The organism is Tepidamorphus gemmatus, assembly GCF_004346195.1.
Lineage (GTDB): Bacteria > Pseudomonadota > Alphaproteobacteria > Rhizobiales > Tepidamorphaceae > Tepidamorphus > Tepidamorphus gemmatus.
In genome coordinates, this window is record NZ_SMAK01000007.1 from 1 (window position 1) to 21,341 (window position 21,341).

The 21,341-nt window shown below is 68.7% G+C and carries 14 protein-coding genes; 5 read left to right on the top strand and 9 right to left on the bottom strand.

The window, feature by feature from the left end:
- Positions 1 to 331: 331 nt before the first annotated feature.
- Positions 332 to 2,422 (top strand): methyl-accepting chemotaxis protein, encoded by a 2,091-nt coding sequence (locus EDC22_RS11830; RefSeq protein ID WP_165926887.1) that lies wholly within the window; start codon positions 332 to 334, stop codon positions 2,420 to 2,422.
- Positions 2,423 to 2,537: 115 nt separating this feature from the next.
- Here EDC22_RS11830 and EDC22_RS11835 read toward each other — a convergent pair whose 3' ends face one another.
- The 5 genes from EDC22_RS11835 to EDC22_RS11855 form a co-directional block, all read right to left on the bottom strand.
- The gene (locus EDC22_RS11835) at positions 2,538 to 3,245 is read right to left on the bottom strand and encodes a hypothetical protein (RefSeq protein WP_132806877.1); all 708 of its coding nucleotides are present in this window, start codon (positions 3,243 to 3,245) and stop codon (positions 2,538 to 2,540) included.
- Between the two features lie 199 nt (positions 3,246 to 3,444).
- Complete coding sequence (locus tag EDC22_RS11840) at positions 3,445 to 4,293, bottom strand: ABC transporter permease (protein ID WP_132806878.1); 849 nt, start codon at positions 4,291 to 4,293, stop codon at positions 3,445 to 3,447.
- Positions 4,294 to 4,298: 5 nt separating this feature from the next.
- Positions 4,299 to 5,333, bottom strand: a complete 1,035-nt coding sequence (locus EDC22_RS11845) for an ABC transporter permease (RefSeq protein ID WP_245499738.1) — start codon at positions 5,331 to 5,333, stop codon at positions 4,299 to 4,301.
- Entirely contained in the window at positions 5,326 to 6,435 is a 1,110-nt protein-coding gene (locus EDC22_RS11850; RefSeq protein WP_207903768.1) for an ABC transporter ATP-binding protein, read from the bottom strand. Before EDC22_RS11850 ends, EDC22_RS11845 begins: the two co-directional genes overlap by 8 nt.
- Before the next feature lie 98 nt (positions 6,436 to 6,533).
- On the bottom strand, positions 6,534 to 7,667 hold the full coding sequence (locus EDC22_RS11855) for an extracellular solute-binding protein (RefSeq protein ID WP_132806880.1): 1,134 nt from the start codon (positions 7,665 to 7,667) through the stop codon (positions 6,534 to 6,536).
- A gap of 184 nt (positions 7,668 to 7,851) precedes the next feature.
- Between EDC22_RS11855 and EDC22_RS11860 the strand changes: the two genes are divergently transcribed.
- Positions 7,852 to 9,378 (top strand): alkaline phosphatase family protein, encoded by a 1,527-nt coding sequence (locus EDC22_RS11860; protein WP_132806881.1) that lies wholly within the window; start codon positions 7,852 to 7,854, stop codon positions 9,376 to 9,378.
- Positions 9,379 to 9,791: 413 nt separating this feature from the next.
- Positions 9,792 to 10,121 carry a c-type cytochrome gene (locus EDC22_RS11865; RefSeq protein ID WP_132806882.1) on the top strand — a complete coding sequence of 110 codons (330 nt, stop codon included), beginning with the start codon at positions 9,792 to 9,794 and terminating at the stop codon, positions 10,119 to 10,121.
- Here EDC22_RS11865 and EDC22_RS11870 read toward each other — a convergent pair.
- Entirely contained in the window at positions 10,091 to 10,558 is a 468-nt protein-coding gene (locus EDC22_RS11870) for a GtrA family protein (RefSeq protein WP_132806883.1), read from the bottom strand. The genes EDC22_RS11865 and EDC22_RS11870 overlap by 31 nt on opposite strands.
- Entirely contained in the window at positions 10,555 to 12,051 is a 1,497-nt protein-coding gene (locus tag EDC22_RS11875) for a UbiA family prenyltransferase (protein WP_132806884.1), read from the bottom strand. The genes EDC22_RS11870 and EDC22_RS11875 overlap by 4 nt, the downstream gene beginning before the upstream one ends.
- Before the next feature lie 194 nt (positions 12,052 to 12,245).
- Between EDC22_RS11875 and EDC22_RS18105 the strand changes: the two genes are divergently transcribed.
- On the top strand, positions 12,246 to 12,572 hold the full coding sequence (locus EDC22_RS18105; RefSeq protein ID WP_245499739.1) for a sunset domain-containing protein: 327 nt from the start codon (positions 12,246 to 12,248) through the stop codon (positions 12,570 to 12,572).
- Here the strand turns inward: EDC22_RS18105 and pbpC are convergent.
- Positions 12,569 to 14,698 carry a penicillin-binding protein 1C gene (gene pbpC, locus EDC22_RS11885; protein WP_132806885.1) on the bottom strand — a complete coding sequence of 710 codons (2,130 nt, stop codon included), beginning with the start codon at positions 14,696 to 14,698 and terminating at the stop codon, positions 12,569 to 12,571. The two genes, EDC22_RS18105 and pbpC, sit on opposite strands and share 4 nt — an antisense overlap.
- A gap of 22 nt (positions 14,699 to 14,720) precedes the next feature.
- Positions 14,721 to 20,141, bottom strand: coding sequence for an alpha-2-macroglobulin family protein (locus EDC22_RS11890; RefSeq protein ID WP_132806886.1), 5,421 nt, complete (start codon positions 20,139 to 20,141; stop codon positions 14,721 to 14,723).
- A gap of 231 nt (positions 20,142 to 20,372) precedes the next feature.
- Between EDC22_RS11890 and EDC22_RS11895 the strand changes: the two genes are divergently transcribed.
- Positions 20,373 to 21,329: an ornithine cyclodeaminase family protein gene (locus EDC22_RS11895; RefSeq protein WP_132806887.1), complete on the top strand. Its 957-nt coding sequence runs from the start codon at positions 20,373 to 20,375 to the stop codon at positions 21,327 to 21,329.
- Positions 21,330 to 21,341 lie beyond the last annotated feature (12 nt).

The window sequence follows — 21,341 nt, forward strand, 5'->3', positions numbered from 1 at the left end:
AGATCGGTCGGATAGGCACGGCGGCGGCGCCGCATCGGTGTCGACCTCGGTTCGGAAAAGCCGACACCCCATGAATCATACAGGAGTCGCCCTGGGAATCCCCCTTCTCAAACACGCTCTGAATTTCATAAGCCACTCCTGCAGGATACTTTGATGACGTGCGTGTTGATCGTCTCGTGATAGAATCTCAGCACACGCACGATTTGATCGTCCGATCAGAAATACATCTATATTTAATTCCGTTAACCATACTTTCAGGAACTCCGACGACGATCGGGCCGGCGAGATCTCCGCGAGCAGAGATCGACAACAAGATATGCAGGTGGACTCCATGAAATCCCTATCCCTGAAGGCGATTCTCTACGGCGTGACCGGCCTGCTGGCCGGCCTCGCGGTGCTCCTGGCGGCAGAAAATGCCCGCCACATGTGGGAGCAGCAGGCTGCGGCCCAACTGACCCAGTCCTACAACGCGGTCGGCGACCGGCTCCTGGCAACCGCGGGCAGCCTCGCCGCGGAGCGCGGTCTGACCGTCACCGGCCTGAACGCGGCCGCCCAGTCGAGCCCGGATCGCCTGGCGGCGATCACCAGGGCGCGCGAAACGGCGGATGCAGAGTTCGCGGCAGCGATCGGGGCGCTGGAGGCGATGGGGGGCAGCGATCTCCACGAGTTCGACGACGCCCGCGCCGCCTATGCTGCGATCTCGGCGGTCCGCCGCACGATCGACAGCCAGCTCGCCATGCCGAAGAGCGAACGCCCGCAGGCGGCAGCGGCGGATGCCGGGGCGGCGCTGACAGATCTCATCGACGCCACCCAGAGGCTGCGCCGCGCGCTCGATCTGTCACTCGAATCCGCGACGGCGCGGACGGCCCATCTCCAGTCGATGAAGGACGCGATCTGGGTGATGAGCGAATTCGCCGGCCGCGAACGGGCGCTGCTCGGCGGCGCGGTCGCGCAAGGCACCCCTCTCGGCAGCGGGCAGCTGCAGACCGTGGCAGGTTTTCGCGGCCGCATCGACCATGCCTGGGAAACCGTCAAGCTCATTGCCGAGGAACTGAATACCTCGCAGGCCATCGATCGCGCGATTGCGGCCGTCGAAAGCGAGTATATCGGCTCGGTCGGCGATGCGCGTCGGAGGCTGATCAACGCCAGCGCCAGTGGTGAACCGTATCCGATGACCGCCGACGAGTGGATCGCGGCGGCCACCAGGGGCATCGACGCGATCCTGGAGCTCAACCGCACAGCGGGACAGGAGATTGATGCGCTGACGGCGGAAATGGCCCGCACGGCGCGCACCTGGATGATCTTCGGCCTCGGCGCGCTCCTGGTCGCGACCGGCGGCGCGGCTCTCGCATTCTGGATCGTCGCCGCACGCGTGCTGCGCCCCCTCGAGGCGATCCGCCTTGCGATGACGCGGCTTGCCGACGGTGAACGCGACATCGCGGTGCCTGGCCTCGAGCGTCGGGACGAGGTCGGCGCCATGGCGGCCGCGGTCGAGGTCTTCCGAAGGAATGCCGAGGAGGTGGCGCGCCTCGAGGCCGAGCAGACCGAGCGCGACCGGCTGGCCGCCGAGGAGAAACGGCGGATGATGAACGAACTCGCGGACAGTTTTCTCGCCAGCGTGGGCGGCGTCGTCGAAAAGGTGTCGTCGGCCGCCGTCGAGATGGAAGCGACCGCCCGGTCGATGGCCGCGACAGCCGAGGAGACGAACCGGCGGGCCGTCGCGGTATCGGCCGCGTCGGAGGAAGCGTCGACGAACGTCAACAGCGTCGCCTCGGCGGCCGACGAACTGTCCTCCTCGATCGGCGAGATCGCCCGCCAGGTCCAGCACGCCGCCGGCATCGCGGCGAGTGCCGTGACCAGCGCCAGTGCCACCAACAGGACGGTCGAGGGTCTCGCCGCAACGGCCCAGAAGATCGGCGAGGTGGTCGAACTGATCAACTCGATCGCCGAGCAGACCAACCTGCTGGCGCTGAACGCGACCATCGAGGCGGCGCGCGCCGGCGACGCCGGCAAGGGCTTCGCGGTGGTGGCGCAGGAGGTCAAGGCGCTCGCCAGCCAGACCTCGAAGGCGACCGAGGAGATCGGCCAGCAGATCTCCGACATCCAGGCGGCCACCGCGGAGGCAGTGCGGGCGATCCGCGAGATCGGCGACACGATCGTCTCGATCAACGAGATCTCGACGGCCATCGCCTCGGCCGTCGAGGAACAGGGCGCGGCCACCGACGAGATCGCCCGCAACGTCCAGCAGGCCTCGAGCGGCACCGGCGAGGTCAGTGCCAACATCGCCGGCGTCTCGTCGGCGGCCAGCCAGACCGGCAGTGCCGCCAGTCAGGTGCTGGGAGCGGCGCGTGGACTGGCCGACCAGGCCGAACGCCTGCGGCAGGAGGTCAACGGCTTCGTCGAGCGCGTGCGCGCCGCCTGAGGCGCCCGCACACCGCCCAAGGCCGGAACCGGGTCGGGGCCAGGGATGGTTCCGGCTCGGTGACGACGCCCCTCATTGCCCTTGCCGGTCGCCGGGCACAGCCTCGCCGGTGCCCCTATCCCGGCCCGACCCGGAACGTCCTTCTGTAAAGACCGGGATCCGCCGACAGGCCTTCCTCGATGTCCCGGTAGGCCGCCATATGGCCGACGTCCATCGTTTCCGCCACGATCTCGACGGCTTCCCGCCGGACAGGGATCGCCTGGGCGACCGGCGTCCCGGCCGGCAGCACGCCCTCGAAGCCGGGGTCGGTCCATAGCGCCGGGAAATGCACGAAGCCGTCGGAGAACCGGTCGCAATCGACCAGGCCGGCCAGCGTCCGGAATGGCAGATCCTCGCGGTTGAGCGGATGGACGAACAGGATGGACCACCCTTCCGGCGCTTCCAGCGCCCAGAAATTGGTGAACTTCACCACGAACTGTCCGTCTGCCGCCGGCAGCGGCACGCCACGCACCTGCTCGGGAACGTGCAGACCGATCGGCGAGCGCGTGTGCCGCAGGCCCGGCACGCGCGGCGCCTCCCAGTCCCAGGACAATTCGCCGCCAGCAACCGTCAGGTCTGCGGCGAGCGGCATCAGCACGCCCGCCGACAGGGCGTCGATCAGCGGCGGACAGTGCTTGAGCGTGCGCACCTCGAGGCCGCCCAGCGTCTCGCTCACGGTTGTCGCCGGCATCGCCCTCAGCCAGTCCGGCAGCGCGGTCCGCGCCGCCACCGGCTTCGGCAGGATCGATTCGTAGCCCGGCAGGCAGCGGAAGGTCAGGCGCATCGTGCAGACCATCGGCGGGTCGCGGGAGCGGACCTCTCGGCACGCCCGGTCGGCGTCATCCCGGCCGGCACGAGGTGCGGCGCCGGGGTCGGGCTGGATCCACCGGTGGCCCCATCGCGATCTTGGATCGGCCGTCCTGCCGTCCGGGTTGCCGCGGCGGAACCGCATGCGGCCGCTCGTGCCCGCGTCGATCGCATGGCTACCGTGCGCTGCGCGCCTTGCGGTCGCGCTCCATCAGGAGCACGTAGACCGTGGCGGCGATCACGGTGATGACGACGAAGATCACCCCGATGACATTGATCACCGGCGACAGCCCGAAGCGGAAGCGCGAGCCGATCTCGGTGACCAGAGTCCAGTTGCCGCCGATGGCGAAGACCGTGGTGTTGTAGTTCTCGATCGACTGCAGGAAGGCAATCACCGCCGCGGTGAAGATGGTCGGAGTCAGGAAGGGCAACGTGATCCGCCGGAACACCAGAAGGTTGGAGGCGCCGAGATCGAGCGCGGCCTCTTCCAGACTGCGGTCCTGGCGTTGCAGGCGCGCCATGAACATCAGCATGCAGTACGAGGCGATGAAGGTTGCCTGCGCCATGGCCGCAACGAACAGACCGCCCGGCACATCGAAGGTCCGCCAGAAGATCAGCGTCGAGATGCCGAGGATGATGCCGGGGGTGAGGATCGGCGAGACCAGCACGCCGTAGAGGAGGCCGGTCCAGCGCGACTGCAGCCGGGTCAGGATGAAGGCGCCCGACAGGCCGAGCGGCACCGACACGGCGATGACACCGATGCCGACCACGATCGAGTTCCACAGGCCCTGCAGGATGCGCTGGTCGCGGGCGAGCTCGCCGAACCATTTCAGCGTCCAGCCGCGCCACTGGGTGACGGAGGGATAGTCGTAGGCATTGAAGGCGGCGAGCGCCATGACGAGCAGCGGCGCGAACAGGTAGAGGAAGAAGATCGCCAGATAGACGTTGAGGACCGTATCGGCCCAGCGCCCCTCGCGGCTGGCGCGGACGGGTGTGGCGGGTGCAGCGGCGGTCGTGGCGGTCATCCCCCTCACCTCGCGATATCGCGGATGCCGACCCTGAAGATCATCATCATCAGGAAGATGAACAGGATGCACACGACGAGCAGGGTGAAGGCGTAGGCCGCGCCCTGGTTCCAGTTGTTCGATTCGAAGAACTGCCGGTAGATCGTCTGGCTGAACCAGTCGCCGGAGGTTCCCCGGGTCATGATCTGCGGCACCGAGTAGGACGAGGCCGACAGCATGAAGGTCATGATGCAGCCGACCGCGATGCCGGGCTTGGCGTGCGGAATCGCGACGCGCCAGTGAATCCGCCACGTCGAGGCGCCGAGATCGCGCGCCGCCTCGATCTGGTTCCGGTCGAGCGTCTCCAGCGTGTTGTAGATCGGGAACGCCATGAACAGGATGTAGGCGTAGACCATCGCGACGAAGACGGCGGCGGGGGATTCCAGGAAGGGTATCCACTGCCCGGCGGCGAGGTCGGTGACGCCGATCCAGCTCAGCATGGTGTTCAGCACCCCCTGATAGTCGAGGATCATCAGCCAGGCATAGACGCGCAGGAGCTCATTGATGGCATACGGGATGATGAGCCCGAGCAGCAGGAAGGCGGCACGCTGCGGGGTCGCCACCTGCGCCACCGCATAGGCGATCGGATAGCAGACGACGAGCGCCAGGATGGTCACCAGCGCGGAGTAGAAGATCGTCTTGACGAAGATGCGGACGTGCAGCGCCGACATGCGTGTGTAGTTGTAGAGCGAATAGACCTTCGGCGGATCGGTTTCCTCCGCCTCCCATTCGGCGATCTGCGCGCGCAACGCCGAGATCCTCTCGGCCAGCTCCTGCCGTTCCGCCTCGGTCGCGTTCTGCGAGTCGAGCTCCAGAAGACTGACCTCGTTGTAGGCGCGGTCGATCCTGAGCGAGATGTCGGTGGAGACCGTGCGGTTCCACAGCGAACGCTCGATCATGAACAGCTGCGGCACCAGGATCATCACCAGGATCCAGACCGCCGTCAGGGCGATGAACAGCCCGGCCAGACCGCGCCCGTAGGTGCGCAGCAGATCACTCACGCGCGAGCTCCCCGGCCGGCAGCACGAGCGCATCGGCCGCCGCGAAGCCGATCCGCTGCTCGCCGGTGAGGTTGCGGCCGGCGGCGCCGGAATTGGTGAGATGCACCATGATCTCGTTGCCGTCACGCCGCAGGAACACGTTGACGAACGGCCCTTCGAGATCGCGGCGGTCGACCGCGGCTGCGATCTCGTTGTCGAGGGCAGCGCCGTTGAGGAACTGCATCCGTTCCGGCCGCACGAACAGCAATGCCTCGGCGCCGGGGGCAAGTCCGTCCCGGTTGCGCCCGCGCAGGCGGCCTGACGGACCCTCGATGACGGCGAAGCCTTCCGCTGCCTCGACCACCCTGCCGCGGAACACGTTCTGCTCGCCGACGAAGGTCGCGACGAACGGCGTCGCCGGATTGTCGTAGAGCATGTCGGTGGTGTCGACCTGCTCGATCCGCCCCTGGTTCATCACGGCGATGCGGTCGGACATGGTCAGCGCCTCGCCCTGGTCGTGGGTGATGTAGATGAAGGTGACACCGGTCTTGCGCTGGATCGCCTTCAACTCGGCGCGCATGTGCTGGCGCAGCTTCAGATCGAGCGCCGACAGCGGCTCGTCGAGCAGCAGCACCGACGGCTCCACCGCGAGTGCGCGGGCAATGGCGACGCGCTGGCGCTGACCGCCGGAGAGTTCGGTGGGCCGCTTGTTCTCGTGCCCCTTCAGCGCGACGAGTTCGATCAGCTGCATGGCCCGTTCGCGACGCTGCCTCTTCGGCATGCCACGCGCCTCGAGACCGAAGGCGACGTTCTCCCAGACCGGCATCAGGGGAAACAGCGCCAGGTTCTGGAAGATCAGTGCGGTGGGCCGACGGTTCGGGCCGATTCCGGCCATGTCCTCCCCGCCGATCAGGATGCGTCCCGAGGTCGGTTCGAGGAAGCCGGAGATCATCCGCAGGATGGTGGTCTTGCCGCAGCCCGACGGGCCGAGAATCGAGAAGAACTCGCCTGCCTTGACCTCGAGATCGGTGCGGTGGACGGCGGTGAAGTCACCGAAGACCATGGTCACGCCGTCAAGGACGACGTTCTTGCCGCGCAGTTCGCCCGTCACGCCGACAACCATCTCTGCCCCACCCGCTGTCGTCGCAGACCGGCGGCAGAGGCCGCCGGCCCTTTACCGGACCGCCGTGGCGCGCGGTCCGGTGTCGCCCGACCGCCCGCTCAGGCGTTGGTCAGCTTCTCGGAATACTCCGAGCGCAGCGAGGCGAAGAAGTCGGTCTGTGCCGGCCACCACCACAGATTGTCGATCGCCTCCTGGGTCGGATAGGCCATCGCAAAGCCCTTCTTCTGGGCCTCGTTGAGGAAGTTCTCGGCGCCGACGGCCGCCGAGTTGTAGCCGGTGTTGTTGGCGAACATGCCGCCGGTCTCGGGGCTCAGCATGAAGTTGATGAAGGCATAGGCCTGTTCGACATTCTCGGCGCCGGACGGGATCGCCATGGTGTCGAGCCAGGCAAGCCCGCCTTCCTTCGGCATCGAGTACTGCCACTTCGGGCTGTTGTCGCGATTGAGCAGCAGGCCCGTGGTGTCCCAGGTCTGGCCGATGACGCAGCCCGCATCCGTGAAGGCGGCGGTCGCCTCGGTGGCGTTGTTCCAGAACGCGCCGATGTTCTTCTTGTGCTTGATCGCCCAGTCGGTGACTGCCTCGAAGACGCGCTTGCACTCGTCCGCCGACTTGTAGAGGTCCATCGCCCGGTCGGACTTCACCTCGCCGGTGGCGTCGAGATAGATCGCCAGCGACACCAGCACCGACTTCTGGCGGACGGCCACCTTGCCAACCAGATCCTCGCGCCACAGGTCGCCATAGGACAGGGCCGCGGACTCGATCGGCAGCACCTCGTTGTTCCAGGTGATCGCCTCGGTGCCCCAGTCGCACGGCACGAGATAGCGCTTGCCGCGGTTGGTGGCGCCGAGGCTGATCGACGCGCGGTAGATCGACGGGATCACCCGGTTCACCTCGAGCTTGTTCTCATCGATCTCGGCAAGCAGATTGTCCTTGTAGTAGTTCGGCCCGGTATCGACGGACGGGAACACGACGTCGAAGCCCTTGCCGCCGGCGGCCCGCAGCTTGTTCTCGGCCTCGTCGTTCGAGCCATAGGTCGAGAGGTTCATGGTGATGCCGGTCGCCTTCTCGAAGGCTTCCTTGATGTTGTCCTGGACGTAGTCGCCCCAGGCGAAGACGTTGACGGTGCCAGATGAGGCGAGCGCGTCGGAGGCGCGCAGGATCGCCGGAGCGGCGAGCACGGCTCCGGTTGCGGCGGTCGCCTTCAGCATGGAACGGCGGTTTACTGTCGTCATGTTCTGCCTCCCGATTGATACGGCCGAAACGGGGTTCTCCCGCGCGAGGAGGCTGCGATCAGGCTGCAACCCCGCGTCGGCCCCCGGCGTTAGCAGGCCGCCTTGACAAGTGTATGACAGCTGTCGCCTTGCTGTCATCGTTCTTGGCTAACCGGCTGGGCAGAGGCGACCGAGGCGCGCTCGCATGACCAACATTCTGCTGATCACGGCCGACCAGTGGCGCGGCGATACCTTCGGTGCGGCCGGCCATCCGGTGGTGCGCACCCCCAACATCGACCGGCTGGCCGGCGAGGGCGTGCGCTTCGCGCGGCATTTCGGCCAAGCCGCGCCATGCTCGCCGGCGCGGGCCTGCCTCTATACCGGCCTCTACCAGATGACCAACCGGGTCTGCCGCAACGGCACGCCGCTCGACCGGCGCCACGACACGCTGGCGCTGGCGATGCGCCGGGCGGGTTACGATCCCACCCAGTTTGGCTATACCGACGTCTCGCTCGATCCGCGCGACCGCTCGGGACGCGATCCGGCGTTGACGACCTACGAGAGCGTGCTGCCCGGGATGAGCGTCAGGGTGTTGCTGCCCGAGCATGCGCGGCCGTGGTTGTCCTGGCTGAGGGGCCGCGGCGTCGAGGTGCCGGCCGGGCTCGACATCTACCTGCCCAGGAATGCGCCGGCCGATCCGCCGGCCGGGGCGGCGCCGGTCTACGGGCCGGACGAGACCGAGACCGCGTTCCTGACCAACGAGTTCCTGCGCTGGCTGTGGGAGCAGGACGGCCCGTGGTTCGCGCATGTGAGCTTCCTGCGGCCGCACCCGCCCTTCATCGTGCCGGAACCCTATGCCTCGATGTATCCGCCGGAAGCGGCCACGGTTTTCGTGCGCCAGCCGACCGCCGCGGAGGCTGCGGCCCTACATCCCTTCCTCGCCTACAGCCTGGCGTCGATCCGCAAGGGCAGCTTCGTGTACGGCGCTGAGGGCTTGATCAGCGAGTGGGATGACGCGGCACGGCGGCAGATCCGCGCTACCTACTGGGGCATGGTCTCCGAGGTCGACGCACAGATCGGCCGCATCCTCGACGGGCTGGACGAGGCGGGCGCTGCCGCCGACACGATGGTGATCCTGACCAGCGATCACGGCGAGATGCTGGGCGACCAGTGGCTGTTCGGCAAGCTCGGCTGGTTCGACGCGAGCTATCACGTGCCGCTGATCATCCGCGACCCGAAGACCACGGCCGGCGGCACCGTCGTCGAATCCTTCACCGAGTCGATCGACATCATGCCGACGATCCTGGAGCGGATCGGCGCCGAGGTGCCGGACCATCTCGACGGGCGTTCGCTGATGCCGTTCCTGCGCGGCGAAACGCCGCCCGGCTGGCGCGCCGAAGCGCACTGGGAGTTCGATTTCCGCGAGGTCGCGACAGGCGAGACGGAGGCGGCGTTCGGACTGCCGCTCGATGCGCTCAACCTGGCCGTGATCCGCAGCGAGCGCTACAAGTATGTCCACTTCGCCGGCCTGCCGCCGCTCCTGTTCGATCTCGAGCGCGAGCCCGGCGAACTGGTGGACCGGGCGAACGACCCGGCCTATGCCGCGATCCGTCTGGAAATGGCAGAGAAGCTGCTGGCCTGGCGGGCGCGCCATCTCGACCGGCGGCTGTCGGGGATCGAACTGACCGAGGGCGGACCGGTGAGCGCCGGCTTGCATCGCAGGGTCGGGTAACGCGGATCATCGCAGCCGCGATCCGATGATGCGTTCCGGGCGAGAGGCTGCCGAGGTTGCGACGTTCCGGTGTCGAGAGGGGTCGGCTAAACGGGCACGGGACCGGACGTCCGGCGCAACGCGGTCGCGACTGAATGGCAAGGCAGCTCGCGCCCGGGCGACCGCCGGAAGGCGTCGCCGTAGCCGTGGCGTCGGCCTGCACACGGCACGTGAACGGGTTGCCCGACATCGTTGCGAAGAACCGGCGGGCTGCACGCTGATCGCAACCGCTGTTCCGCTCCTGCTTCCCGTCACGTCGTACATCCTGACGGCGAACCGGGTTCACCGATGCGGAAACTGTCCCAATCTCGCCGACACCCGCCGGTCAGACGTCTGCCGTCAGCGATCTTCCGCATGATCAACGAGGCGAGCGCATGCGACCGATCTCCTCGATCATTGCCGTCCTGGCGGGGCTCGCGACCAGCGGATCGGCGGCTGCGTCCGGGCCGGGCGGAGCGGCGGGGCTCGAGAAGGCGGCGATCTGCGCCTCCTGCCATGGTCCGGTCGGCATCTCGCCGGTGCCGACCTATCGGAACATCGCCGGGCAGAACGCGCTCTGCCTGGAACATGCGCTGAAGCGCTACCGGGCCGGCGAGCGGGGCGGCGATCAGTTCGGGATGATGTTCACGGTGACGCAGGCGCTGAGCGATACCGACATCACCGATCTCGCCGACTACGATGCCAGCCTGCCGGCCGGCCGCTGAGCCGGAATATCGGCGCTTGCGGCGTGGCGACCTGCGGCGTGACGAAAGGTCAGGAACTTGTGGCCGACGAAGTTGACCGCCGCGCCCACCGCGATGGCGATGCCGTGGGCGGTCGCCTCGGGCATGAAGGCGTAGTCGGCGGCCGGGAAGACGCGCGCGACGAGGAGCATCGCCACCGACCAGACCACCACCGCTCCGGCCGCATTGACGATCAGGAACACCGCGACCTGCCGTCCGATCGGCACGGTTGAACCCGGGAACACATAGGCCCGGTAGAGGGCAAAGCCGGCCGTCATGCCTATGGCGTAGGCGACCAGGATCGCCGCGGAGAACGGCAGCACCAGCGATAGCGGAAAGCGGACGAGCCAGTTGATCGCGGCGGCGAGCCCGCCCAGCAGCAGGAAGCGCAGGATCTGCGCGATGAGCGTTCGGTTCACGCGCCGAGCCCGTACCAGGCGCCGAGGAAGGTCAGCCCCATTACCGCGCCGAGCATCAGGCTGGTGCGGTCGCGGATGGCGAAGGCGACCGGATCGTCGTTGAGCTCGCCGCGCTGGCACAGCAGCCAGACGCGGCCGATCCACAGGAACAGGATCGGCGGAAAGGCCCAGAGCCAGATCGGATTCGCATACAGCCCGACCTTGAAGGCATCGTTGATCAGGTAGAGCACCATGATCACGATTGCGGCCAGCCCGCTGGCCACACCCATGGCCAGCAGCAGTGGACCGTCGGTGGTGATGTAACCGCGGCCGGCGATCCGGCGCTCGCCGAGGGCGGCCATGCGTTCGACCTCGGTATGCCGCTTGGCGAAGGACAGCGAGGCAAACAGGAACATCGAGAAGACCAGCAGCCACGGCGAGACCACGACACCGGCCGAGGCAATTCCCAGGCCGAGTCGCATGGTGAAGAGCAGCGCCAGCACGAAGGCATCGACGATCGGCTGCCGCTTCAGCGCCATCGAATAGGCGACGGTCAGGATCAGATACGCCGCGAGCAGCGCCACGGCCGCCGCGCCGACAATCGCGGCAAGGCCGAAGGCCAGGGCAAAGCCGATCGGCAGGGAGAGCACGGCAGTGGAGATCGGCATGTGCCCGCTGGCCAGCGGCCGCAGCCGCTTCGACCAGTGACGGCGGTCCTCGGGCAGGTCGAACAGATCGTTGAGCAGATAGGTGGTGGAGGCGAGCACGCCGATCGCGACGAAGGCGATCGCGGCATTCGCCCAGGCAACCGTATTGCCGATCTCGCCGCCGAGCACCAGGGGCACGAAGACCAGCCCGTTCTTCGCCCATTGGTGCAGCCGCGCCGCCTTGGCGAAGGCGGCAGCGATGCTCGGACGCGGAAACGTCGCCTCGACCGGACGGAACCGGGCTGCCTCACGCTCGATGCGACGGGGCGCCTCGACCAGCACGACCGTATCGGCGCGCCGCCAGACGGGTAGGTCGGCGCTGCTGTCGCCAGCGTAGGAGAAGCCGTCCGGAAAGGCCTGCGCCAGCGCCTCGGCCTTGGCCGCGCCCTTCATGTTGGTAACACCGTCGCTGGCGATCACCCGGTCGATGAACGGGAAGCGTCTGGCGATGGCGGTGGCAAGCAGCAGGTCGGTTGCAGTCGCCAGCACCACCTGCCGGCCCTTGGCCTTCTCGGCCGCGGCATAGGCGGCGAGTTCCTCGTTGACGGGAAGCGAGTCGACATCGACGGCGACCTGCTCGGCGAGCCGGCGCTTCAGGACCGCGCGGCCCTGCATGAGCCAGCGGACGACCTTGAAGATGCCGAACGGATTGCGGCGCAGGAAGCCGATCGCGGTCTCGTGCAGGATGTCACAGCGGATCAGACTGCGATCGAGATCCAGCACCAGCGGCGGCAGATCGCAGCGCGCCCCCGACTCCCCCGTATCGGCATGGATCGATGGTTTGGCCGTGCGCAGAGCAGCGGTCATTGCCCAGTTCCGTTCAGCTTTCGGTCGTGGCCGTCCGCAGTCCAAGAAAGGCGAGCGGTCGGCAAATTGCAAATTAACGTCTCGGTAAGAGTTAACGTCGGGAGATCCCGGTGCCTCGCGGCTCCGATATCCGATAGGATTGTCTTGAAGGTGTCAGGCTGGTCTTAGCAAACATCTCCGATACTGGGGCACCGATGACCAGACCGACGTCCAGCCGCATCGGCACGCCCGCATTCTCCACCGCGATCGCGCTCGCAACGGTGGCTGCCGGTACCGCGGCTCTTGCGGCCCTGACGGTCGAGCCGAGGCTTATGGCATTCGCGCGGGACTGGGCAGGCAGTTTCGGGCTCATCCCCGGCTGCAACATCAAGGGCAACATCGCGGCGAACGGCCAGCGCATCTACCACGTGCCCGGCCAGGAATACTACGCCGCGACGCAGGTCGATCTTGCCCGGGGCGAGCGCTGGTTCTGCAGCGAGTCGGACGCACGGGCTGCCGGATGGCGACGCGCCAAGATCTAGCGCCGGGCCGATGCTGTCGGCTGCTCCAGGAACACCGTGACGCTGGTCGCCTTGCCGTCGGCATCGACGACGGAAAGGGTGGAGAAGCCGGACCCGTCCGGTTGCCAGATGACGCTACGGCGACGCTGTGCGGCATCGACGGGACGGCCGTTGGCGAACCACTGGAAAGGCGGACGGCCGCCGTCGAGCTTGACGACCAGCGGCCGCGGCCGGCCGTCCGGTGCATGCTGCAGGGCAACGCGGGCGCCATCCGGCGGAAAGACGATCGTTGGCGGCGCCTCGGGCACGACGGGGCCGGCGATCGGCCGCAGCGGCTCGAAGCGGCGCAGCGCCGGCGGCAGGTCGGCCGCGCCGGCGATCAGCGTCCCGGCCGGCGGTGGCGGCAGCGGCACACGACGCCCGCCGAGGCGCTCGAACGCGTCGAACAGGATCGGCGCGGCGGTGAGCCGCCCCGACAGGCCGGGAACCGAGGCGCCGTCCGGACGGCCGACCCAGACCCCGATGACATGGCGCCCGTCAAACCCGACCGACCAGGCGTCGCGAAAGCCGTAGGAGGTGCCGGTCTTGTAGGCGAAGCCGGCACCGGCCCGCCCGGGCGCGGGCGGCGTTCCCTTCAGGATGTCGCCGACGAGCCAGGCCGCGCGCGCATCGAGGAACTCCCCCTCGTCCTCCGGCAGACTGGGCCCGGCGGCGACCTCGCGCCGCAGCACAACCGGCCGCCCGCCCGCGGCAAGACCCGCGAACAGGGTCACCAGACCGTCCATCGTCATGCCGACGCCGCCGAGGCCGACCGGCAGGCCTGGCGCGTCGCCCCGGGGCAGCACCGGCGTCGCGCCGGCGCGCCGCAGCCGCGCGACGAGGCGGGTGGGCCCGACCGCCTCGAGCAGGCGGATCGCCGGTATGTTGAGCGACTGCTGCAGCGCTTCCCGGACGCTGACCGTACCCTGATAGGCGAAGTCGAAGTTGCGCGGCCGGTAGGTGCCGAAGCTGGTCGGGCGATCGTCGATCAGCGTCTCGGGCAGCGCGAGCCCCGCCTCGAAGGCGAGGCCATAGATCAGCGGTTTCAGCGTCGAGCCGGGCGAGCGGACGGCGCGTATCATGTCGACCTGTCCGGCCCGGCCGGCGTCGAAGAAGTCGGCCGAACCGACTTCGGCCAGCACCTCGCCGGTGGAATGGTCGGCGACGAGAATCGCAAGCGACATGCGCGCGCCCAGTCCGGCGGCTCGGTCGCGCGCCAGCGCCTCGAGCCGCGCCTGCAGGCCCGCGTCGATGGTGAGGCGACGCTCCGCACCCGCCCACGCGGTTGCCGCCACGAGGCGCGACAGGTGCGGCGCAAGATGGGGCATGTCGCGGCGCGCCGCCGGCACACTGGCCGCGACGGCGGATGCAACCTCATCGGCTTCGATGACGCCTGCTGCGACCATCCGTTCCAGCACCCGGTTGCGGGCCGCCGTCGCCGCGCCGGGATTGCGGTCCGGTCGGCGTGTCTCGGGCGCCTGCGGCAACGCGACCAGCAAGGCGGCTTCGGCAAGGGACAACCGGCGCGGCTCACGGCCGAACCAGGCGATCGAGGCGGCACGGACACCCTCGAGATTGCCGCCATAGGGCGCGAGTGTCAGGTAGAGCGACAGGATCTCGTGCTTCTCGAAGGCAAGCTCCAGCCGGATCGCGTCGCGCATCTGAACGAGCTTGGCAGCGAGGCTGCGTTCGGCGCGGGGGGTCAGCAGGCGGGCGACCTGCATGGTCAGCGTCGAGCCGCCCGAGACGATGCGTCCCGACGTCACCAGCTGCCAGGCGGCACGCCCGAGCGCCAGCGGATCGACACCGGCATGGCTGGCGAATCGACGATCCTCGTAAGCGATCAGCATGTCGAGGAAGCGGCTGTCGACGGCATCGGCGTTCACGGCGAGCCGCCACCGCCCGTCGGAGATGGCAAAGGGCCTGAGCAGCACGCCGTCGCGGTCGACGATCTCGCGGGAGACTTCAATGGCGCGCGCGCGGGCGACCGTCTCGGCACCGCCGGGCGCGGCAAGAAAGGCTGCGGCGGCAACGATCGACACGACGAGTACGATCGCGGCAAGCGCACCCCCCACCGCGCGAACCGTCGCCCCCCCTTCGTCGCGCATCACCGCCCCCGATGCCAGACGGTCAGGGCCTTGGACCGAGCACCTCGAGGCGGCCGGTCTCGCCGCGCGCGTTCAGATAGGGGCGATACATGTCCTCGACATGCACCGGCGGGTGGACGAAGCTGCCGGGCGAAACGGCCCGCACCACATAGGCGAGCGAGAATTCCCGGTCGCCCCTGCCGTCGCGCTCGAAGGCAGCGACGAACCGGTCGTCGCGGAACTCGACATGGGCCGGGTTGACGTCGTCCGGCAGCCAGCCGAAACCCGCCAGATCCGCCGATCCCACGAGGCTCGGATTGTCGATCTCGAAGCCGGCGGGCAGCATGTCGACGACCAGCACCTTGCTCGGCCAGTCGCTGGTCTCGGTCACCTCGATGACCACGACGAAGCGGTCGTTCTGCGCGACCTCGGCAACCGGCACCGGGTCGCCGTTCATGTCGTAATAGGTGCGGGTGATCGAGAATCCGTTGGCCTCGGGACCGCGCGGCACTTGCGGGATGCCGGTTGCGGTCAGGACGGCGGTCACGGCGTGGTCGGAGGTGTTGCGGATGCTGACCGGCCGGCCCTCGAGCCGCTCGCCCGAATAGCGCCGCAACAGGTTGCCTTCGACAACCTCGCCGTCGACATCGAGCCTGAGCGCGCCGGACCGGTTGATCAGCGCATGGGCTGCCATCAGCATCCAGCCGTCCTCCTGGGTGCTGGTGTAGCGGCGGCCAGCGCGCTCGGCATCAACGACCTGCAGCAGCGTCGGGATCGGACCGTCGCCGACACCGCTTTCGGCAACGAGGGTCAGGGTGGCGGCGCCGTCGCGCAGCCTCGAGCCGTAGTCGGATCGGTAACCGCTGCCGGTGCTGCCCTCGAGACTCTCCAGCGCGGCGGCAAAGGCCCGACGGGCGCGCTCGGCCTCCCCGTAGAGTGCCAGCGCCGCACCGAGCTGCGCCTTGGCAAGCGCGGTCGGAAAGTCGGACAGCCGCGTATCGGCATAGTAGCGGAGGTCGGAGATCGCTGCCCGCTTGTTGCGGGCGAGCACATAGAGCGCATAGGCGATCTGGACGCCTTCCCCCTCGACATCGGTCGCCACAGCGAGCCCGTTGGACAGGTGGTCCAGCGCCTGGCCGAAAGCGAGATCGGGCACCGCATGGCCCTGCTCGCGGGCGCGCGTCAGGAACTCGCTGACATAGGCGTCGAGCCACAGGTCGCCGCCGCCGGTGGGGCCCCACAGGCCGAAGCCGCCGCCGGAGGACTGCTTTGCCAGAACGTCCTTGATCGCCTTGTCGATCCGCTCGCGCAGCTCCGGCTCGGTGCCGAGGCCGAGGTCGCGCGCGACGGAGGACAGGTAGAGCAGCGGCATGCCGCGGCTGGTCAGCTGTTCGGCGCATCCATACGGATAGCGGTCGAGCGCCGCCATGATGGCGGGAATGTCGAGCGCGCCGGCGCGGGTGACCGACAGGCTGACGAAGCCGCTGCCGGGGATCCGGTCGGCGACGAGCGCCCCGTCCAGCGTGAGGCTCGCGCCCGGAGCGAGCGAGACGACCCGGCGCTCGCTCAGCGGCGGCTCGGCGCCCCGCACCCCGATGTTGAGATCCTGCGTGATCTCCAGTCCGCTTTCATGGGCAAGCCGCACGCGCAGCCGGTCCTGGCCGATGCGGGTGGCGGTCAGCGGCACCGAGACCGCCGCCTTCTGCTTCTCGGCCATGTGCAGCATCGCGGCCGGTTCCGGTGTGCCGGCGGATACGGGACCCTGGCTGTCGATCGAAACCACATAGGCGCCGGCAGGGCCGTCGGTGTTGTCGAGGTCGATGCGCAGCCGCGACCGGTCACCCGGCGCAAGGAAGCGCGGCAGGCTCGAGAGCATCACCACCGGATCGCGGACGATGACGTCGCCCGTGCCGTGGCCAACGCCATCCCTTGTCCAGGCGACCGCCATCACCCTGAGCGTGCCGTTGAATTCGGGGATATCGAAGCTGACGGTCGCGCGCCCGTCTGCATCCGTGGTCACCAGCCCGGAAAACAGCGAGACGGGCTCCTGCGTCGGCGGGCTGCCCTGCATGGCCGCCGCCTCGCCGCCGCCCGCGCGCAGCCGGCCGACCTCGCCCGAGAGCCCGTCGATCAGCGCGCCATAGATGTCGCGCATCTCCATGGCGAGCTTGCGCTGGCCGTAATACCAGGTCTCCGGCGCCGGTGGCTGGAAACCGGTGAGGTTGAGGATACCGACATCGACCGCGGCAACCGTCAGATAGGCCTGTTGTCCCGGCGCAAGCCCGCCGACCGCCAGGGGCACCGACATCTCGCCGCGCGGGCGGACGACCTCGGGGAGATCGAGATCGACGGTCAGGGTGCGGTCCGCCATGTCGATCCCGAGCCAGGCGAGGCCGACGGCGCGGGCCGGCATAAGCGAGGCATTCTCGCCCATCGGGCGCAGCACCGTCGCGGTCACGTAGGCGCCGGGTGCCCAGCTCGCATCGACGGTGAATTCGACTGTGCCACCGGCATCACCGACGTCGACCTCACGGCGCTCAAGAACGGTCTCGCCGATCACCGCGACGATCGCCGTGCCGGCGATGCGCGGCGCGATGGTCACGCGCGCCGTGTCTCCGACCCGGTAGGACGGCTTGTCGAGGGTGAGTTCGACGGAGTCCGGGCTGTCGGCGTCGCTGGCCTCGACATACCAGCCGGCGGTGAACTCGATGCTGGTGACGGGACCGTCGGGATCCGGGGACATGACCTCGAGGCGGTAGCGGCCCCAGTCCACGTCGACGGTCAGCCGCGCCGGCTGGTCGGCGGCCAGGTCGATACGGCCGTCGGCGACGCGTGAGGTATACGTCACGGCGTCGTAGGTCCAGCTGCCGTCGAGCCGGTACCACTGGAAACTGCGGTCGACGCGCAGGAGCTCCCAGCGGACGCCGCGCTGGGCGATGCGTTTGCCGGAGGGGTCGAGCGCAATGACATCGAAGGCCGCGCTGGTCCGCTCCGGCACGCTGCCGTCGGCAAACAGCGGCCGTACGCCCAGCATCGGCACGCCGGTCTCGATCGGCAGTTCGAGACGGCGCTCGACCGCCCGGCCGCCGCCCTCCCGCATGCGCACGTCGATGCGTGCCTTGAGCGGTCGGGTCGTGTCCGGCAATGCCGGCGCGGCGATCCTGAAGGTCGCCCTGCCGTCCGCGCCGGTGCGTGGCAGGTCGTAGAGCGGTTCGCGGACAGGTGTCACCTCCTCGTCGGCTAGGCCGAAGCGATAACCCGGCCAGTCCGGCAGTTCCGAGCTCGGCGCGACGATGATGTCGCCCTCGAGCCGCAGGTCGGCGGCAGGCGCCCCATAGAGGAAGCGCCCGTCGACCTCGGCCTCGATCGGTTCGGTGGCCGGCAGGACGGCGGCGGCGGTGGTCAGGTCGAACGTGATGCGGTCGGGCACGAAATCCTCGACGAGGAAGTCGATCGAGGCGACCGGCTGTCCCTTCGGGTCGGTATAGGCGGCCACCGTCCATGAGCCGCGCATCGCGTCGCCGATCATCGGCAGGGCGAAGAGATGCCCGCCCATGGCGTCGTCGCGGCCGATCAGCCGCCTGTCCTCGACCCCGTCAGGACGTGTGACGATCAGCGTCAGCGGCAGGCCGGCGACGGCCTGGGCGGTGTCGTCGCGGACGAGTGCCGTCAGGTTGACGGTTTCCCCCGGCCGGTAGACACCGCGATCGGTGTAGAGGAACACGTCGAGCGGGCCGGGTGCCTCTCGGCCGGCCACGCCGCGATCGGTCAGGTCGAAGCCCGGGCGGGTCATGTCGAGGAAGGTGAAGTCGAGGCCGCCGTGTTCGGCCGTCAGCACGCCGGGCGCCATGCCGCCGGTGCCGCGGGTCAGTCCGGCAGCGAGCCGGGCGTGGCCGTCGGCGTCGGTCGTCGCCTCGCCCAGCACCTCGTTGTTGCGCGCCAGCAGCCGCAAGGTGACGCCCGCCAGCGGCCGTGCCGTCTCCAGCGAGCGGGCGAAGACATGCAGGCCCTCCTGTCCCATCAACGTGGTGAGGCCGACGTCGGAGACGATGAACCACTGGGTGGCGTTCGCCTCCCAGTATTCCTGCTTCGCCCCGACCGCCCTGGCGGTCATCACGTAGACGCCGGGCCGCCGCTCGGGCAACGCCTCGTCGATCGGGAACAGCGTGGTGACGTCTCGGTTCAGTTCGTTGCGGACCTCGAGCGCGCCGCTCCAGATCTTCTCGCCCGTCTGTTCGGCGATCCGCTCGGCGTCCCAGTTGTCGAGCTGGCGCAGGAACGGGCCGTCGCCGACGATGTTGGTGAGGCCACGCGCGCCGATCCGGTAGAGCTCGATCTCGATCTGCGAGGTGTTCACCGTCACCGCCGGTACACCCCGTGCGCCGACCCGCGGCAGCACGAAGCTGCGGCCGGCGAAGCGGACGCCGGGATTGCGGTCGGGAACGTAGATGTCGAAGTTCGAGGCGATCTCGGTCGTCTCGTCGACCACAGAGGGCACGCCGGGGCGCACCGACAGCCGGTAGCGTTCTCCGTGACGGATGCCGTCCACGCACAGCTGCTCGCCCTCGGCGGTCACCGCAGGAGGGGTGCGTCCGTCGAGCGTCACGAAGGGCGTGAAGTCGATGCGGCCGACCTGAAGCTGTTCCGAGAACTGCACGCAGATGCGCGGATTTGGGGCATCCGAATCGATGCTGTAGTCGACGACGCGGAAGCCGTGGGTCCGCCTCAGCTCCTCGAAGGCCTCCCTCACGACCGACGAGTCGACCAGCTTCAGACTCGCCTTGTAGGCCTCGATCGCCGGCCGGTAGCGCTGCTGGCGCTCGAGGGCCTGCGCCAGCAGGTCATAGGCCTCGGCCCGGGCCGTGCGGTCCCTGGCCTCGCGGACCGCCGTCACCGCCGTCCAGACGGCCTCGCTGTTGATGCGGTAGCTGTCTTCCTCTCCCGGCGACATTGCCAGGAGTGCGCGCGCCAGACCGGTGAACACGGCGGCATCACCGGGGGCGAGCGGCACGGCACGACGGAACAGGTCAGCCGCTGCCTCCGGATCGCCGGAATCGAGCGCCCGGCGGGCCTCGGCGATCAGCGCGCGGGCGGTCTCGCCCTGCGGCACCGGCGCAGCCCGCAGACGAGCAGCGTGGGTTGCGGCATCGTCGAGAATCCAGTCGAGCACGAAGCTGAGATCCGGCGGTGGCAGCGTCTCGACGCGGACCGTCACCTCGCTGATCCGGCCGGCGATCGCACCCGAGAACGACTTCAGTTCGCCAGCCTCCGACTTCAGGAAGCACCAGCCGGCATTGCGGTTGTAGGTGAAGGCCTTGCAGGCCGTATCGTCGATGCAGGCCTGCTCGCACTGGTCGAGCGGGACGCCGCGCAGGGTCTGGTAATCGTGACCGTAATAGTCACCATCCTCGACGGTGACGATGCGCCGTTCGATACGGCTATCCTGGGCTTGTGCAACCGCCATCGGCGGGTCCGTGGCCAGCAAGGCACCGGACAGGAGGACCATCGAGACGAGACCCACGCGACGCAACCACATCCTATCCTCCCTGGGGCCGCCATGGGCCCGTTCCGGCGCATTGTGACCAAAGCCCAGCAGCGCGTCCATCTCGTTGCGGGAGGTGGCAGCAACCGACGCCCGGACATATCGTGCGCATGTTTCGTGCTGATTGCACTTCCGAACCCGGACGGACCCGCGATGATCGTGATCGATTCTCCCGCCGTGAACGAACTGCTCGACTGGCACGCGCTGGTGGCAGCACTGAGAGAGGGGCATCGCGGTGCGCGACCGCGGATCGACGACCTCTTGCAGCGCGACGGCGCCGCAGCCTTCCTGATCCGCGCCGCCTGGCAGCCGGGCGGGGCACTCGGCCTGAAGGCGGTGACCGTGTTTCCGGAGAATCCCGACCGCGACCCGCCGCTGCCGGCGGTACAGGGGCAGTTCCTGCTGTTCGATGGGCAGACCGGGCGCGTCACCGCGGCAATCGATGGCGCCGCAATCACCGCCTGGAAGACGGCGGGCGATTCGGCGCTCGGGGCGGACCTGCTGGCGCGGCCGGACATCGAGACGATGGCGATGGTGGGCGCCGGCAGCATGGCCGAACCGCTGGTCCGGGCGCATCTGGCGGTCAGACCGTCGCTGCGCCGCATCCTGATCGCCAACCGCAGTCGCAGCCGCGCCGAAGCCCTGGCGCAACGCCTTGCCGACACCGGCCGGCGGATCGAGATCGCGGAAAGCGTGGACGCGGCCGTCGCCGAGGCCGACCTGATCAGCACAGCAACCATGAGCCACGCGCCGCTCATCAAGGGGCTGCTGCTCAGGCCCGGGGCCCATGTCGACCTCGTCGGCGCCTACACACCTGACATGCGCCAGGCCGACGACGACGTGCTGCGCCGCGGCCGGCTGTTCGTCGATGCGCGCGAGACGACGCTGCACGAGATCGGCGAACTGAAGATCCCGCTCGCTGCGGGGGTGATCAGCGAGTCGGACGTTTCCGGCGACCTGTTCGATCTGGTGCCGGCAGCCGACCGCGGCGAAGCCGCACGCCGCTCGCCCGAGGAGATCACCGTCTACAAGAATGGCGGCGGTGCGCATCTCGACCTGATGACGGCGGGCGCGATCCATGCCGCCTGGCGGCAACGGCACCGGCTGTAGCTGCCCGCCCGA